Genomic DNA, 14,686 nt, shown 5'->3' with positions numbered 1-14,686 from the left:
CATATCGTCGCACCCCGCCCGCCCGGCCCGACGGGAGGGGCCGGTGGTGACGGAGGCGGCGTCAGGTGGGGCGGGCGGCCCGCTCCTCGGCCGAGTTCGCGGTCAGCTGGAGCGATTCGAGGGTGGCGCGCGGATCGCCGCCCGCCCTGACCGCATCGCCGATCCGGTCCCGTACGGCATCGCGGACCTTGGGCCACGAACTCCGGTTGACCGGAGCGAACTCGGCCTTCGGCATCTGGTCGATGAACTTCCACAGGGGCCGCTGTGCCGACTGCTTCCGCAGCGCCTCCGAGCCGGAAGCCGTCACCGGCAGGGTCCCCTGGCCCGTCGCGAACCCGGTGGCCGTCTTCTCGCCGTAGAGGAAGCTGAGGAAGGCGCCGCACTCCTTGCGGTGCCCGTTGCGCCGGAACGCCATCAACCAGTCGCTCAGCCCGACCGGCGCCGCCTCGCCGCCGTTCCTCGTCGGGAACGCCGCGTCCCCGTACGGAATCCGGGCCTGTTCGGCCGCCTTGATCAGCATCGGGTGGGCGAGCATCATGCCGACCTCGCCCTTGAGGAATGCGCCGTACGCGGGCGTCCGGCTGAACTGCGCCGGATCGGCACCGGCCAGCCCCGGGGCCACCAGCTCGGTCTTCAGCCAGGTCAGCGCCTCGACGTTCTCCTTCTTCGCGAAGTCGTACCCGCTCGGGCTCGCGTAGCCGCCGTCGGCCGCCAGCATCCACGCCAGCGCCTCGTCCTCGGCCGCTTCCGGCCCGAGCTGGAGTCCGTACGGTGTCGTGACGCCGACCGCCTCGAGCGCCCGGGCGGCGCTGCGCAGCTCACCCCAGGAGGAGGGCGGGCCGCCGATTCCCGCGCGAGCGAAGAGGCTCTTGTTGTAGAAGAGGCGCGGCGTGCTGGCCAGGAACGGAATCCCGTACGGGATGAAGCCGATCTCCCCGGCCCGTGCGAAGGAGGGGACGAAGTCGGCCTGCATGCTGAGGTCGAAGAGCTCGTCGACCGTGTAGAGCCGGCGGGCCTCGGCGTAGTCGGCGAAGACATACGACTGCGCGATGTCGGGGGCCTTTCCGCTCGCGACCCGGCGGGCGAGCGTCTTGTCGATCTGCCCGATGGGGACGAGTTCGAGGTCGACCTTGATCTTCGGGTGCCGCTTCTCGAAAGCGGCGATGGTCTCGTGCCACCGGTCGACGAGGGAGGATCCCAGGCTCTTCCCGTAACTGGCCGCCATCACCGTCAAGGTCACGTCCCTGCCGGCCGGATCCCCCGAGCCACAGCCGGTGAGGCCCCACGCCGCCGCACCCGCCATACCCGCCGTACGAGAAAGAAAGAGCCGTCGACGCACTGCTGTTGCCACCTCTGCTGCGCTGCCCGTGCCCATGGCGCGGGGCCAACCGTATGGATGAAGGTCCAACCGTACGCGGTGGGTGGCAGGCCGCGCCAAGCAGGCATGACTTGCCATAAATTGTCGATCGTCAACTGCGAGTTGACGGTCGGGGCATCGTCAACCTATGGTTGACGCATGGAGGAATCACGCCGCACCACGCATTCGGTTCGCCTCGACGACCTGATCGAGGCCATCAAGAAGGTCCACTCCGACGCACTGGAACAGCTTTCCGACGCGGTCATCGCCGCGGAGCACCTCGGCGACGTGGCCGACCACCTGATCGGCCACTTCGTCGACCAGGCCCGGCGCTCGGGCGCATCCTGGACGGACATCGGCAAGAGCATGGGGGTCACCAAGCAGGCGGCGCAGAAGCGCTTCGTGGCGAAGGGGTCCGGCGAACAGGCCGACCTCGACCCCCAGCAGGGGTTCAGCCGCTACACGCCCCGGGCCCGCAAGGTCATCGTGGCGGCGCAGGAGGAGGCCCGTGCGGCTTCCGGCGTGGAAATCGGCCCCGAGCACCTGGTGCTGGGGCTGCTGGCCGAGCCGGACGGGATCGGCGCACGGGTGGTGGCCGAGCAGGGCGTGTCCGCGGACGCCGTACGGGAGGCCGTCGCCGCGGTGCTGCCGCCGGCGGCCGACGAGATCCCGGCCCTCATCCCCTTCAACGCCCAGGCGAAGAAGGCGCTGGAGCTCACCTTCCGGGAGGCCCTGCGCCTGGGGCACAACTACGTCGGCACCGAGCACATCCTGCTCGCCCTGCTGGAACGCGAGGACGGCACGGGCGTACTCGCCGGACTCGGCCTCTACAAGAAGGCGGTCGAGGACAGGGTCACCGCCCTGCTCGCTCCGTATCTCGCGGCCCAGGAGGAGAACGAGTCCTGACGGGGGCTCCTTCCTGCGAACAGGCGGCGTCGTCCCGGGGCGGCGCCGCCCGCGCACCTACCCGGCCGCACCGCGACGCATCGCCGTCAGCGCAAGCGCCGCCGACGGCGCCGGGGGGCATGGAACAGCGCGGTCGTCCGGATGCGCGGGGCTGCCGAAAGGGAGGGGCCGGTCACGGCCCCCGCCGCGGCTACTGGTCCGTCGCGGCCAGGTCGCGCTGGATGACCCGGGCCGCCCCCTCGATGGCGGCCACCCCGTCCTTCATGGTCCGGTTTCCGTGTGACAGGACGGCCATCCCGTAGTCGTGACCGTTGCCGGTGAAGGCGCCGACGCTGTGCACCCGCCAGCCGTTGGTCGCGCGCGGCAGCCAGCCGTTCTTGACGTGCACCGTGGCCGAGGCGGGCGCTCCGGCGGGCACGCCCCACTGCTGGTCCCGTTCGACCCGGTGCATCAGGTCGAGGGCGTAGGCCCGGTCGGACGCGGAGAGCACCTCGTTCTCCGAGGTGAGCAGCCGCATCAGCGTCAGTTCGTCGCCCGCGGTGATCTGGGTGAGCCCCCATGACCCGCGCTTGCCCGGCTTGGTGTCGTGCATCTTCGCCAGGTCCAGGAACCGCTGGATTCCGGCGGGCCCGACCCGGTGCCAGAGGGCGTCGGTCGAGGCATTGTCCGACTTGGTGATCATGGCGGTGGCCCAGTGGGCCTCCTGCGGCGTGAGGTGGCGGTGCGCCTCCCCGGCCTGGCGGAGCAGCGCCCCGAGCACGGTGACCTTCACCACGCTCGCCGAGTCGAAGTGCGAACCGGCCTGGTAGCGGCAGACGGTCCCGGTCGGCCGGTCGTAGACGGCCAGCGCCGACCGCCCCTTGCGCCCGTCGAGGGCGGCGGCGATGTCCTGGGACAGCTTGGGCGCCAGGCCGGACTTCTCCGAGGTGCACACGACCTTCGAGCCGCCCGCCGGGGCGCTGGCGGTGCTCGCCGCGGCCGGGCTCACCGTATTGAGGGCCGCCAGCAGCGATCCGCCGGCCACCACCGCGAGCAGTCCGCGGCGGGCGCAGCGAGAAATGCGCGATGCGTGCATAAGGGATTCCGTTCCGGCCGCCCGGTGCGGGGTGCGGCTCTCACTTCCGTTTTTGGGCCACGGTGACGATACGGGGCCCGGTGGAGATGACCTCGAAGGAACAGGGGGAAATGTCCAAATTTGTCGGCGTCATCGATATGTGACGTTCGCCAAATCGAGCCCGATTTTTCCGCCCTGTCCCTTCTGTGCCGCGCCCGCTCCTACCCCTCCCGCTGCCCCGCCAGCACCTCCGGTCGCAGCAATGCCGCGAGCCGGTCGGCCGGCAGCAGCCCCCGCTCCAGTACCAGTTCCGCCACCCCGCGCCCCGTGGCCAGCGCCTCCTTCGCGATGGCGGTCGCGGCGGTGTATCCGATGTGCGGATTGAGCGCCGTGACCAGGCCGATGGAGTTCTCCACGGTCGCGCGCAGCGCCTCGGTGTTGGCCGTGATGCCCGCCACACAGCGCTCCGCCAGCGTGCGGCAGGCGGCCCGTAGATGGGTGATGCTCTCCGACAGCGAGTGCAGGATGACCGGCTCGAACGCGTTCAGCTGGAGCTGGCCGGCCTCGGCGGCCATGGTGATGGTGACGTCATTGCCGATCACCTCGAAGGCCACCTGGTTGACGACCTCGGGGATCACCGGGTTGACCTTCCCCGGCATGATGCTCGAACCCGCCTGCACGGGTGGCAGATTGATCTCCGCGAGCCCCGCGCGCGGCCCGGAGGAGAGCAGCCGCAGATCGTTGCAGCTCTTGGAGAGCTTCACGGCGATCCGCTTCAGGACGCCGGACAGATGCACAAAGGCCCCGCAGTCCTGGGTGGCCTCGACCAGATTGGCCGCGGTGACCAGCGGCAGCCCGGTGAGGGCGGCGAGATGGCGCCGGGCCGCCTCCGCGTACCCCTCGGGAGCGTTGAGGCCGGTGCCGATGGCGGTGGCGCCCAGGTTGATCTCATGGATGAGCAGGGCGGCCTCGGCCAGCCGGCTCTGGTCCTCCTCCAGCATCACGGCGTACGCGGAGAACTCCTGCCCCAACGTCATCGGCACGGCGTCCTGGAGCTGGGTACGCCCCATCTTGAGCACATCGCGGAACTCGTCCGCCTTGGCGGCGAACGCCTCCCGCAGCACGGTCATCGCCTCGAGCAGCTCGTGCACGGCGATGATCGTGGCCACCTTCACGGCGGTCGGATAGACGTCATTGGTGGACTGGCCGAGGTTGACGTCCTCGTTGGGATGCAGATGGCCGTAGTCGCCCTTGGCGTGACCCAGGATCTCCAGCGCCCGGTTGGCGATGACCTCGTTGGCGTTCATGTTCGTCGACGTTCCGGCGCCGCCCTGGATGACATCGACGACGAACTGGTCGTGCAGCAGCCCCTCTTCGCGGATGTCCCGGCAGGCGGCGGCGATGGCGTCGGCCTTCTTCGGGGCGAGCAGCCCGAGGTCCGCGTTGGCCCGCGCCGCGGCCTCCTTGACGGCGGCGAGGGCGTTGATCAGATGCGGGTAGGCGGAGATCGCCGTACCGGTGATCGGGAAGTTCTCCGCGGCGCGCAGGGTGTGGACACCCCAGTACGCGTCGGCGGGTATGTCGCGGTCACCGAGGAGGTCGTGTTCGCGGCGGTGGCCGGCGGTGGCATTCATGGTGCAGGTGTTCCTTTGCGAGGGAGGGGGAGGGGGCGGCTACGGGGGAGAGAGGGGTTACGGGAACGGGGTCAGGGGGCGGAGACGGGCGCCAGCGCGCCCGCCGCCCGCAGCGCACCGACGCTCGCGCCGCCCCCGATGACGGGCGCGGCGGCGAATGCGGCAAGGGTCCGGGGATGGACGCCGCAGCGCTCGAGGGCCGCGGCCGTCACCGGCATCCGGGCGCGGTCGGCGCCGTCGGCGATCTTCACGCCGACCGCCCGGCCGTCCGGCAGCGCCGCGATCTGTACTCCTTCGAAGCCGTCCTTGGCGATCAGCCCGGGGACCGCGCGCATCAGCCGGGTGACGTCCCGCCCGTCGCCGGCGACCATCTCCGGATGCGCACGCATGGCGCCGGCCACCCGCCCCTCGTCCGTCTCGGGCGGGGCGGTCGCCAGCCGTGCCACGGCCCTGGTCAGGCCGTGCAGCGATACGGAGAACAGCGGCGCCCCGCAGCCGTCGACCGTGACCCGGGCGATGCCCTGCCCGGTCAGGTCCTCGACCGTCGCGGCGATCTCCCACTGGAGCGGATGCCCGGGATCGAGGTAGTTCTCCAGGCACCAGCCCCGCGCGTGGGCCGTGAGCAGCATGGCGGCGTGCTTGCCCGAGCAGTTCTGCGCGAGCCGGGAGGGCCCCAGCCCCCGCCGCAGCCAGTCCTCGCGTTCCGGGGCTCCGTACGGCAGGTCCGGCACATTGCGCAGGGCGTCCTCGGCCAGCCCGGCCGAGTGCAGCATGCGCCGGGCCGTGGCCAGATGCCGTTCCTCGCCGGAGTGGCTGGCCGCGGTGAGCGCCAGCGAGGCGGGGTCCAGCGGCGGCAGGCCCGCCCGCAGCAGGCCGACCGCCTGCACCGGCTTCAGCGCCGAGCGCGGATAGAACGCGGCCTCGATGTCGCCCGCCTGGAACTCCACGCTGCCGTCCGCCGCCAGCACGACGACCGATCCATGGTGGACGCCCTCGACGAGACCCCCGCGCACCACATGGGCGACCGGCACATGGGCCGGCTCCCGGGCGTCGGGCGGCGCGCCCGGAGTCCGAAGGGACGGTACGGCAGTGTTCTGACCGGTCATCACTTCTCGTTGCTCTCCGCGCCGTTGGGTGCCCCGCTCGCGGCGCCTTCGCGGGCCGCCGCGTCCCGTACGGCCCCGACCCGTCCCCGTACCAGGAACCAGCCCCCGACCAGCGCGGCCACGATCACCGGCAAGGAGAGGATCGTCGTCCGACCGGCCCCGCCGTCGGCCCACATCAGCACCAGCACCAGCGCCAGGAAGACCAGCGTGACGATCTCGGTCCAGGGCGAGCCGGGCAGCCGGTAGTGGGGGCGCACCAGCTGCCCGGCGCGGGCCTTCCGCCAGAAGAGCAGATGGCAGAGCATGATCATGGCCCAGGTGCTGAGGATGCCGATCGCGGCGTAGTTCAGCACGATCTCGAACGCCTCGGTGGGCACCACGTAGTTGAGGCCCACGCCCAGCACGCAGATGCCGGAGGTGAGGAGGATGCCGCCGTACGGGACCTGGCTACGGCTCATCACGCCGGTGAACCGCGGCGCGGACCCGGACATCGCCATGGAGCGCAGGATCCGTCCGGTGGAGTAGAGGCCGGAGTTGAGGCTGGACATCGCGGCGGTCAGCACGACGAGGTTCATCACCCCGCCCGCGGCCGGCACCCCGACGTGGGACAGCACGGTCACGAACGGGCTCTCCGCGGCCGAGTACGAGCTCCACGGCATCAGCATCGCCAGCAGCACCACGGAGCCGACGTAGAACAGCGCCACCCGCCACATGATGGAGTTGATCGCCCTGGGCATGATCTTCTCCGGCTCCGCGGTCTCGCCCGCCGTGACGCCGACCAGCTCGACCGAGGCATAGGCGAAGACGACACCCTGGACGACCAGCAGCATCGCGAGCGTGCCGGTCGGGAAGACGCCGCCGTGGTCCGTGATCAGCGACGGGCCGGGGGCGTGGCCGCCGACCGGGTGCTGCGTGACCAGCAGGAAGATGCCGATCAGCATGAAGACGACCAGCGCGCCGACCTTGATGATCGCGAACCAGAATTCCAGTTCACCGAAGATCTTCACGGAGATGAGGTTCACGGTCAGCACGACCGCGAGCGCGATCAGCGCGATCACCCACTGGGGGACGTCGGAGAACATGCCCCAGTAGTGGGTGTAGGTCGCCACCGCGGTGATATCGGCGATTCCGGTGGTCGCCCAGTTCAGGAAGTACATCCAGCCCGCGATGAACGCCCCCTTCTCGCCGAGGAATTCCCGGGCGTACGAGACGAACGCGCCCGACGACGGCCGGTGCAGCACCAGCTCGCCCAGGGCCCGTACCACGAGAAACGCGAAGATGCCGCAGACCGCGTACGCCACCGCCAGCGACGGCCCGGCGTCCGCGAGCCGGCCGCCCGCGCCGAGGAACAGCCCGGTGCCGATGGCTCCACCGATGGCGATCATGTTCACATGCCGGGACTTCAGGGACTTCCGGTACCCGGCATCGCCCGCGTCGACATGCCCGCCGACGGAACGCTCGTCCGTCGGCAGCTCCTGCTGCCGTGCTGCCTGCCGGAGGGATTGCTCGCTCACGCCTGATCCTCTTCGTCGGGGGAGGGGGTGGCCGTACGGTGCGCCGGGCGCACGATGGTGGTCAGCGTCGATTCGACGCGGGCGAGGTGGTGAGCCATGGCTTCCGCCGCGTCCTGCTCGGAGCGGTCGACCAGCGCCTCGACGATCGCCCGGTGCTCGCGGTTGGACTGCTCGCGCCGCCCGCCCAGCTCATTGAGGAAGGCCGACTGGCGGGCCAGCGCATCGCGGATCTCCTCGATGACCCGCCGGAAGACCGGATTCCGCGCGGCCTGGGCGACGGCCAGGTGGAAGAGGGTGTCCATCGCCACCCAGGCGGTGGTGTCGGTCTCCCGCTCCATCCGCTCCAGCAGATGCGTGAGGTGATCGAGGTCCTCGGCCGTACGGCGCACGGCCGCGTACCCGGCCACCGGGATCTCCACGTGCCGCCGCACCTCCAGGAGGTCGCTGGCCGCGTAGTCACCGAACCGCGGGTCCTCGACCGCACCGGCGGACACGACGAAGGTGCCCTTGCCGGTGCGCGAGACCGTCAGCCCCATCGTCTGCAGTGCCCGCAGCGCTTCCCGGAGCACGGGCCGGCTCACCTCCAGCCGTCGGCACAGCTCCGCCTCCGACGGCAGCTTGTCCCCGACCGCGTAGTCTCCGCGCTCGATGGCGCCGCGGAGATGACTCAGCACCGCTTCCATCGCGCTGATCCGCCTGGGCATATCGCCAGCTGTCTGGCTGTCTGACAGGTTCACTCCGGGATCGTCGGCCGTGCGAGGGCGGGGTGTCAAGGGGTGCGCGCGGTCCGATTGCCGGGCGCCCGGTATCCACGGCGGGAGCGCCTCTGTGGCCCCCGCGCGCCCTGTCCGGATGTCGGACCCGGCCGTCACCATGGGTGCAGCAGCGCCCACGACCGGCTCGGAGGCCGCCTGATGGACGTCACCACTCTCACCCAGCTCACCGACGACAGGTACGAACGGCTCGTCCTCGACAACGCCCACCCTCCGGCACGCGACCGGGAAATCTGGGAGTTACTCGTCAGCCCGTCCCTGATCGACCGCACCCGTGACACGCTGTCCTGCCTCGTGCAGCGCAATGTCTCCGCCTTGCGGAAGCGGAAGGCGGAGCGCGAGGCGTTCCAGGCCGCATGCTTCGCCCGGGGTCCGGCCGGAAAGAAGGACTGGTTCGATACGCGCAACGAGTACGACGAATGGCGGCACCGCGCCGCGAACTTCGCCCGTACGGTGCAGAACGCCCTCGCCGACGTCAACCGCGCCAAGCGCGACCTCAACCGCTCGGCGAACCACAGCGTGGCGCAGGAGCACCGCGACTGTCTGCGCAGGCTCGCCCTCGCGGTACAGCGGCATCAGGCCGCCCACGCGCGGGCCGGCGGCATCGCCGAGCAGCCGGACTACGAGCTGTGGCAGGCGCTGGACCGGATCACGGTGCCGATAGGCCCGAGCAGCGAGCCGACGCCGCTGCGGGCGATGCTCGACATCTATTGGACCGAGGTGGCCTCGGTGGATGCGGCGGCGGAGGAGCGAGCCGGCGCGGAACGGGTCATGCGGTCGGCGCCGGCCGGACCGTCCGGCCGGTTCGGCGGGGTACCGAAGGCCCGTCATGTGGACAACGGGAAGCGGTTGGCCTGAGGGGGCGTCCGCGAAGCCTCGTCCTGGCGTAAGGCGTCCCGACGGACGTCCTGCGCCAGGAGCGAGCCGGGGCGCCTGCCACGGGGGGGCGGCGGTACCCGCGACCGGCTCAGGCGCCCGTCGGCTGCACCGCGCGGGAGAGTTCGCGGCGCAGGCGCTGGAAGGGGCGGGGGCGGTTGACGGCGAGGACGGCCGTGGTGCGGCCGTCGCGTTCGTAGCCGGCCAGGAAGCTGCGGTCGGCGGGGGAGCCCTCGAGGATGCGGGGCGTGTCGGTGGGTCGGCGGTGGCCCGCGAACTGGAGCCGTACGCCGTATTGGTCGGACCAGAAGTAGGGCACCGCGCCTGGGGTGGCGACGGTGCGGCCGGCAAGGAGGTTCCGTACGGCGACGGTGGCCTGCTCGGTGGCGCTGGTCCAGTGTTCGGCGCGGGTGCCGTCCGCTCTGGCGACATCGCCGACCGCCACGACGGCGGGGAGCGGGGTGACGCAGCCCGCGTCACAGCGCACCCCGTCGTCGAGCGGCAGCCCGGAGCCCGCGAGCCAGTCGGTGCGGGGGCGTACGCCGATGCCGACGACGACCACGGAGGCGGGGAGCAGCCGGCCGTCGGTCAGCTCGACTCCGGTGACCCGATGGCCGGGGCCGCCGCCGTGGAGGCGGGCGACGCCGGTCCCGGTGAGCAGCCCGACGCCGTGGTCGGCGTGCAAGGAGGCGCAGAACCGGGCCATTTCGGCGCCGAGTTGGGGGACGAGGGGGAGCGTGGCGGCCTCGACGACGGTGACGTGGTGGCCGAGGGCGGCGCAGGACGAGGCGACCTCGGCGCCGATGAAGCCGCCGCCGATCACCACGACCTCGGACGGGCCCCGGGCCAGGTCCGCGCGGAGGGCCCGGGCGTCGTCGAGGGTGCGCAGGGTGTGGGTTCCGGCGGGCGCGGAGCCGGGGAGGCGTCGCGGGCCGGCTCCGGTGGCGATGACCAGGCCGTCGGTGACGAGTGACCGGCCGCCGTCGAGAAGCACCGTGCGCGCCCCGGTGTCGAGCCCGGTGGCGCGCGTGCCGAGCAGCCACTCGGCGTCGAGTTCGGTGATCTCTTCGGCGTCGGCCAGGGCCAGTTGGTCGTGGTCGACGGTGGCGCCGGTGAGGAAGTCCTTGGACAGCGGCGGGCGGTCGTAGGGCTGGTGGGGCTCGTCCCCGACGACGACCAGGCGGCCGTCGAAGCCCTGGGAGCGCAGGGCCCGGGCGGCATACAGCCCCGCCAGCGAGGCCCCGATCACGGCGACCGATTTCATCGGTTCTCCTTCGTGGATACCCCCGGCTTCAGCCGGGGTGGGGGTGCCTCCCGCTTGGGGGGAAGACGAAGCTCCTGCGGAGCAGGACAGGGGAAGCCGTATCGCTGCCGGGCGATGCGGCGAAGTGAGCCAGGAATCCCCTCGTTCACGAGGGGGAGGTCTCAAGCGGTGATCCCCTCCTCGGCGGTGCGGCGGACGGGGGCGCGGGTGTGCGCCGGGCGGGCCTCGACGGTCGCGGAAGGCGGCGCCGGGCTCCACGGGCGGGTCGCCGGACCGGCGCTCGGCCACGGAGATCGAATGAAGCGGCGCGCAACGGGCAGCCGACCAGACACCTCTTCAGCCGGCCGCCGGAGCGTGCGGCGTCCTGGCGCGGACGGGTGTCGTCGATGGCGTACGGCGCTCCGTCGGCGTGACAGACGGCGATCGGAGGAGTGACATCGATGCGGCAGACGGGAATCACACGGCCCCCCAGTTGCTGTTCGGCCTGTTCGGCACGGTTGCGTTCCGCAGTGCGCACGGTGGAGCGTTATGCGCAACAGAATCCCGATGGGGAGCCGGTGCGTCAAGCGTTCCCCGCGAACGCCGCACCGGGACCGGGGCGCCGGACGGCGGAGTCGGGCGGATGACGGAGGCGACGGCGGAGCCGGCGGCGGATGCGGCAGCGGTGCGGCGGGCGGCGGAGCGGCCGCCGAAAGTGCCGGTCAGCGCGGTGCGGTCGGTGGACCGGGCGGTCACCGTCCTGGAGATCCTCGCCCGGCACGGCGAGGCCGGGGTGACCGAGGTCGCCGAGGAGCTGGGCGTGCACAAGTCGACCGCATTCCGGCTGCTCGGCGTGCTGGAGAACCGGGGGCTGGTGACGCAGCAGCGGGAACACGGCAAGTACTACCTCGGCGCGGGCGTGTTGCGACTGGCCGGCGCGGCGGCCGTGCGGCTGGACATCTCGCGGCAGGGCACGGCGATCTGCCGGCGCCTCGCCGACGAACTGGGCGAAACGGTCAATATCGCGGTGCTCGACAACAATGCCGCCGTCAACATCATGCAGGCGCGCGGCCCGGCATCGGTCACCGCGCAGAACTGGCTCGGCCGGCGCACACCGCTGCACGCCACCTCCAGCGGCAAGGCGCTGCTCGCGCACCAGCCGGAAACGGTCCAACAGGCGGTACTGGCAAGCACATTGGCTCGGCTGACCGAGCGGACGATCACCTCGGCGGCGGCCCTGCGCCGCGAGCTGGCGGAGGTGGTCGAGCGGGGATTCGCGGTGGCGAGGGAGGAGTTGGAGCTCGGGCTGCGGGCGGTGGCCGCGCCGGTGCGGGCGCGTGACGGCGCGGTCGTCGGGGCGATCAGCGTGTCGGTGCCCGCGTACCGGCTGGCCGAGGAGCGGCTTGCGGAGGTGGTCGAGCGGACCGTCGCCGCCGCCGGGGAGCTGTCGCGGCGGATGGGGTGCGCGTGATGACCGGGTGACGAGGGGCGTCGATACGCATGCGGGGCCGGAGCGAATGATCCGGCCCCGCATGCGCGTCCGCGGCCGTAACCAGCCCTTTACGAAGAGCCAGCCCGGACCCCTTGACGCTGCCGAGGCGGCACTCCCACGATGTCTCTCATCGCGCAACCAGTCGTGCACTACGCAACACTGGGCCGGCAGGAGGAGGGCCATGTCCCGTACGCCCGCAAACAGTTCCCGAGTGGTGGTCATCGGCGCCGGCATCGTCGGCTGCTCTCTCGCCGACGAGCTGACCACCCGCGGCTGGACCGACGTCACCGTCCTCGAACAGGGCCCGCTCCCGGCACCCGGCGGCTCCACCTCGCACGCCCCGGGCCTGGTCTTCCAGACCGGTCCGTGCAAGACCATGACCGAGTTCGCCGCCTACACCGTGCAGAAATTCGGCTCCCTGGAGGTCGGCGGGCTGCCCTGCTTCAACGCTGTGGGCGGCCTGGAGATCGCCACCACCGAAGCCCGCTGGGCCGACCTGCACCGCAAGGCCGGACTCGCCGCCTCCTGGGGCGTACGCGGCGAACTCCTCACCCCGCGGCAGTGCAAGCGGCTCTGGCCGATGCTGGACGAGACCCGGCTGCACGGCGGCTTCCACACCCCCGACGACGGCCTGGCCCGCGCCCTGCCCGCCTGCCAGGCCCAGCGGGAACGGGCCGAGCGTCGCGGCGCCCGTTTCCTGGAACGGCACACCGTCACCGGCATCGAGCGGGCGGACGGCCGCGTCACCGGCGTCGTCACCGACCGGGGCACCTTCCCCGCCGACCACGTCGTCTCGGCCGCCGGCTTCTGGGGCCCGGTGATCGGCGCGATGGCAGGAGTGGACGTCCCGCTGCTCCCGCTCGCCCACCAGTACGCCAGGACCGAGCCGCTGCCCGAGCTCGCCGGCGTCGACGACCCGCGTGCGGGTGCCCCCCGCTCAAGCGGTCTCGAGCGCCCGGAGGACGGAGCGAGCAAGCCGATCCTGCGCTTCCAGGACCGCGACCTCTACTTCCGCGAGCACGGCGACCGGATCGGCATCGGCTCGTACGCCCACCGCCCGATGCCCGTCGACCCCTTCACCGTCCCCGCCTTCGACCAGGCTCCCGTCATGCCCTCCTCGCTGCCCTTCACCGAGGACGACTTCGCGCCGAGCTGGCAGGACAGCGTCACCCTGCTGCCCGCGCTCGGCGCATCCCGGGTGGCCGAGGGCTTCAACGGCGTCTTCTCCTTCACCCCGGACGGCATGCCGGTCCTCGGCGAATCCCGCGAACTGCGCGGATTCTGGCTGGCCGAGGCGGTCTGGGTCACCCACTCCGCGGGCGTGGCCAAGGCCGTCGCGGAGTGGATGACGGACGGCCGGCCCGCCATCGACATCCACGAGTGCGACCTCTACCGCTTCGAGGACGCCCAGCGCTCACCCGCGTACACCGCCGACCGCGGCGCCCAGAACTTCATCGAGGTGTACGACGTCATCCACCCGCTGCAACCCATGGAGCAGCCCAGGCCGCTGCGCACCAGCCCCTTCTACGCCCGCCAGCAGGAGCTGGGCGCGTACTTCCTGGAGGCCGGCGGCTGGGAGCGCCCGCACTGGTACGAGGCCAACGCCCCGCTCGCCGAGGGGCTCCAGCTCCCCGAACGCGACGCCTGGTCCGCCCGCTACTGGTCGCCGATCGCCGCCGCCGAGGCCAGGGCCACCCGCGAGAAGGTCGCCCTGTACGACATGACCCCGCTGCGCAGGCTGGAGGTCACGGGAGCGGGCGCGCTGGCCTTCCTGGACCGGATGACCAGCAACAACCTGCGCAAGAAGCCCGGCGCGGTCACCTACACCCTGCTCCTGGACGACACGGGCGGCATCCGCTCCGACCTCACCGTCGCCCGCCTGGCCCCCGACCGCTTCCAGGTCGGCGCCAACTCCCCGGCCGATCTGGACTGGTTGCTGCGGCACGCGCAGGGGGACACCGCCCGCGCAGGGGAGTCCCCCCGCTCGGGCGAAGCCGACAGTGGGGCAGGAGTCCAGATCCGCGACATCACCTCCGGCACCTGCTGCATCGGCGTCTGGGGACCGCTCGCCCGCGACCTCGTCCAGCCGCTGACCCGCGACGACTTCTCGCACGAGGGCTTCGGCTACTTCCGCGCCAAGCAGACGTACCTCGGCCACGTACCGGTGACGGCGATGCGCCTGTCCTACGTCGGTGAGCTGGGCTGGGAGCTGTACACCACCGCCGACCTGGGGCTACGGCTCTGGGACACGCTGTGGGAGGCGGGTCGCGAGCACGGGGTGATCGCGGCCGGCCGCTCGGCCTTCAACAGCCTGCGCCTGGAGAAGGGCTACCGCGCCTGGGGCACCGACATGACCGCCGAGCACAATCCGTACGAGGCGGGGGTCTCCTTCGCCGTCCGCACGGACAAGGACTTCGTGGGCCGGGCCGCACTGGAAGGGCGCGGAACCCCGGCGCGCAAGCTGACCGCGCTGCTGCTCGACGACCCCGCCGCCAACGTCCTCGGCAAGGAGCCCGTCCATGTCGGCGGAACCCCCGCGGGCTATGTGACCAGCGCCTCGTACGGCTACACGCTGGGCCGCTGCGTCGCCTACGCCTGGCTGCCGCCGCTCGCCACCGGCACCGGTGTGCACATCGAGTACTTCGGCGAGAAGGTCCCGGCGACCGTCGCCGACGAGCCGCTCTTCGACCCGAAGATGACCCGCATCCGCCGCTAGCTTGCCCGACCCAGG

General features: G+C 71.8%; 11 protein-coding genes. 4 read left to right on the top strand and 7 right to left on the bottom strand.

Annotated elements, in window-relative coordinates; all coding sequences use genetic code 11:
• Positions 1-61: 61 nt before the first annotated feature.
• Complete coding sequence (locus ACIGWZ_RS17085; RefSeq protein ID WP_400065265.1) at positions 62-1,225, bottom strand: extracellular solute-binding protein; 1,164 nt, start codon at positions 1,223-1,225, stop codon at positions 62-64.
• A gap of 291 nt (positions 1,226-1,516) precedes the next feature.
• On the opposite strand from ACIGWZ_RS17085, the gene ACIGWZ_RS17080 reads away from it, so the two are divergent.
• Entirely contained in the window at positions 1,517-2,263 is a 747-nt protein-coding gene (locus tag ACIGWZ_RS17080; protein WP_400065263.1) for a Clp protease N-terminal domain-containing protein, read from the top strand.
• A gap of 190 nt (positions 2,264-2,453) precedes the next feature.
• Here ACIGWZ_RS17080 and ACIGWZ_RS17075 read toward each other — a convergent pair whose 3' ends face one another.
• From ACIGWZ_RS17075 to ACIGWZ_RS17055, 5 genes are all read right to left on the bottom strand, one after another.
• Positions 2,454-3,338, bottom strand: coding sequence for a serine hydrolase (locus tag ACIGWZ_RS17075; RefSeq protein WP_400065261.1), 885 nt, complete (start codon positions 3,336-3,338; stop codon positions 2,454-2,456).
• Between the two features lie 200 nt (positions 3,339-3,538).
• The gene (gene aspA / locus ACIGWZ_RS17070; protein ID WP_400065259.1) at positions 3,539-4,951 is read right to left on the bottom strand and encodes an aspartate ammonia-lyase; all 1,413 of its coding nucleotides are present in this window, start codon (positions 4,949-4,951) and stop codon (positions 3,539-3,541) included.
• 71 nt (positions 4,952-5,022) lie between these two features.
• Positions 5,023-6,057, bottom strand: a complete 1,035-nt coding sequence (locus ACIGWZ_RS17065; RefSeq protein WP_400065257.1) for an asparaginase — start codon at positions 6,055-6,057, stop codon at positions 5,023-5,025.
• Positions 6,057-7,571: an amino acid permease gene (locus tag ACIGWZ_RS17060; protein WP_400065255.1), complete on the bottom strand. Its 1,515-nt coding sequence runs from the start codon at positions 7,569-7,571 to the stop codon at positions 6,057-6,059. Before ACIGWZ_RS17060 ends, ACIGWZ_RS17065 begins: the two co-directional genes overlap by 1 nt.
• Entirely contained in the window at positions 7,568-8,308 is a 741-nt protein-coding gene (locus ACIGWZ_RS17055; protein WP_400065253.1) for a FadR/GntR family transcriptional regulator, read from the bottom strand. Before ACIGWZ_RS17055 ends, ACIGWZ_RS17060 begins: the two co-directional genes overlap by 4 nt.
• 177 nt (positions 8,309-8,485) lie before the next feature.
• Here ACIGWZ_RS17055 and ACIGWZ_RS17050 point away from each other — a divergent pair, with 177 nt between their 5' ends.
• Entirely contained in the window at positions 8,486-9,202 is a 717-nt protein-coding gene (locus ACIGWZ_RS17050; protein ID WP_400065251.1) for a hypothetical protein, read from the top strand.
• Between the two features lie 109 nt (positions 9,203-9,311).
• Here the strand turns inward: ACIGWZ_RS17050 and ACIGWZ_RS17045 are convergent, their stop codons facing one another.
• A complete protein-coding gene (locus ACIGWZ_RS17045; RefSeq protein WP_400065249.1) occupies positions 9,312-10,484 on the bottom strand; it encodes an NAD(P)/FAD-dependent oxidoreductase in 1,173 nt (390 codons plus the stop codon).
• Positions 10,485-11,106: 622 nt separating this feature from the next.
• On the opposite strand from ACIGWZ_RS17045, the gene ACIGWZ_RS17040 reads away from it, so the two are divergent.
• Both ACIGWZ_RS17040 and ACIGWZ_RS17035 read left to right on the top strand, forming a co-directional pair.
• Complete coding sequence (locus tag ACIGWZ_RS17040; RefSeq protein ID WP_400065247.1) at positions 11,107-11,934, top strand: IclR family transcriptional regulator; 828 nt, start codon at positions 11,107-11,109, stop codon at positions 11,932-11,934.
• A gap of 202 nt (positions 11,935-12,136) precedes the next feature.
• Positions 12,137-14,671 carry an FAD-dependent oxidoreductase gene (locus ACIGWZ_RS17035; protein ID WP_400065245.1) on the top strand — a complete coding sequence of 845 codons (2,535 nt, stop codon included), beginning with the start codon at positions 12,137-12,139 and terminating at the stop codon, positions 14,669-14,671.
• The last annotated feature ends 15 nt before the right edge of the window (positions 14,672-14,686 follow it).

The sequence above is a fragment of the Streptomyces sp. NPDC053427 genome (assembly GCF_044544985.1).
In the GTDB taxonomy this organism is placed as follows: Bacteria; Actinomycetota; Actinomycetes; order Streptomycetales; family Streptomycetaceae; genus Streptomyces.
Note: the sequence above shows the minus strand (reverse complement) of the source record. Positions and strands in the feature narration are given on the sequence as shown.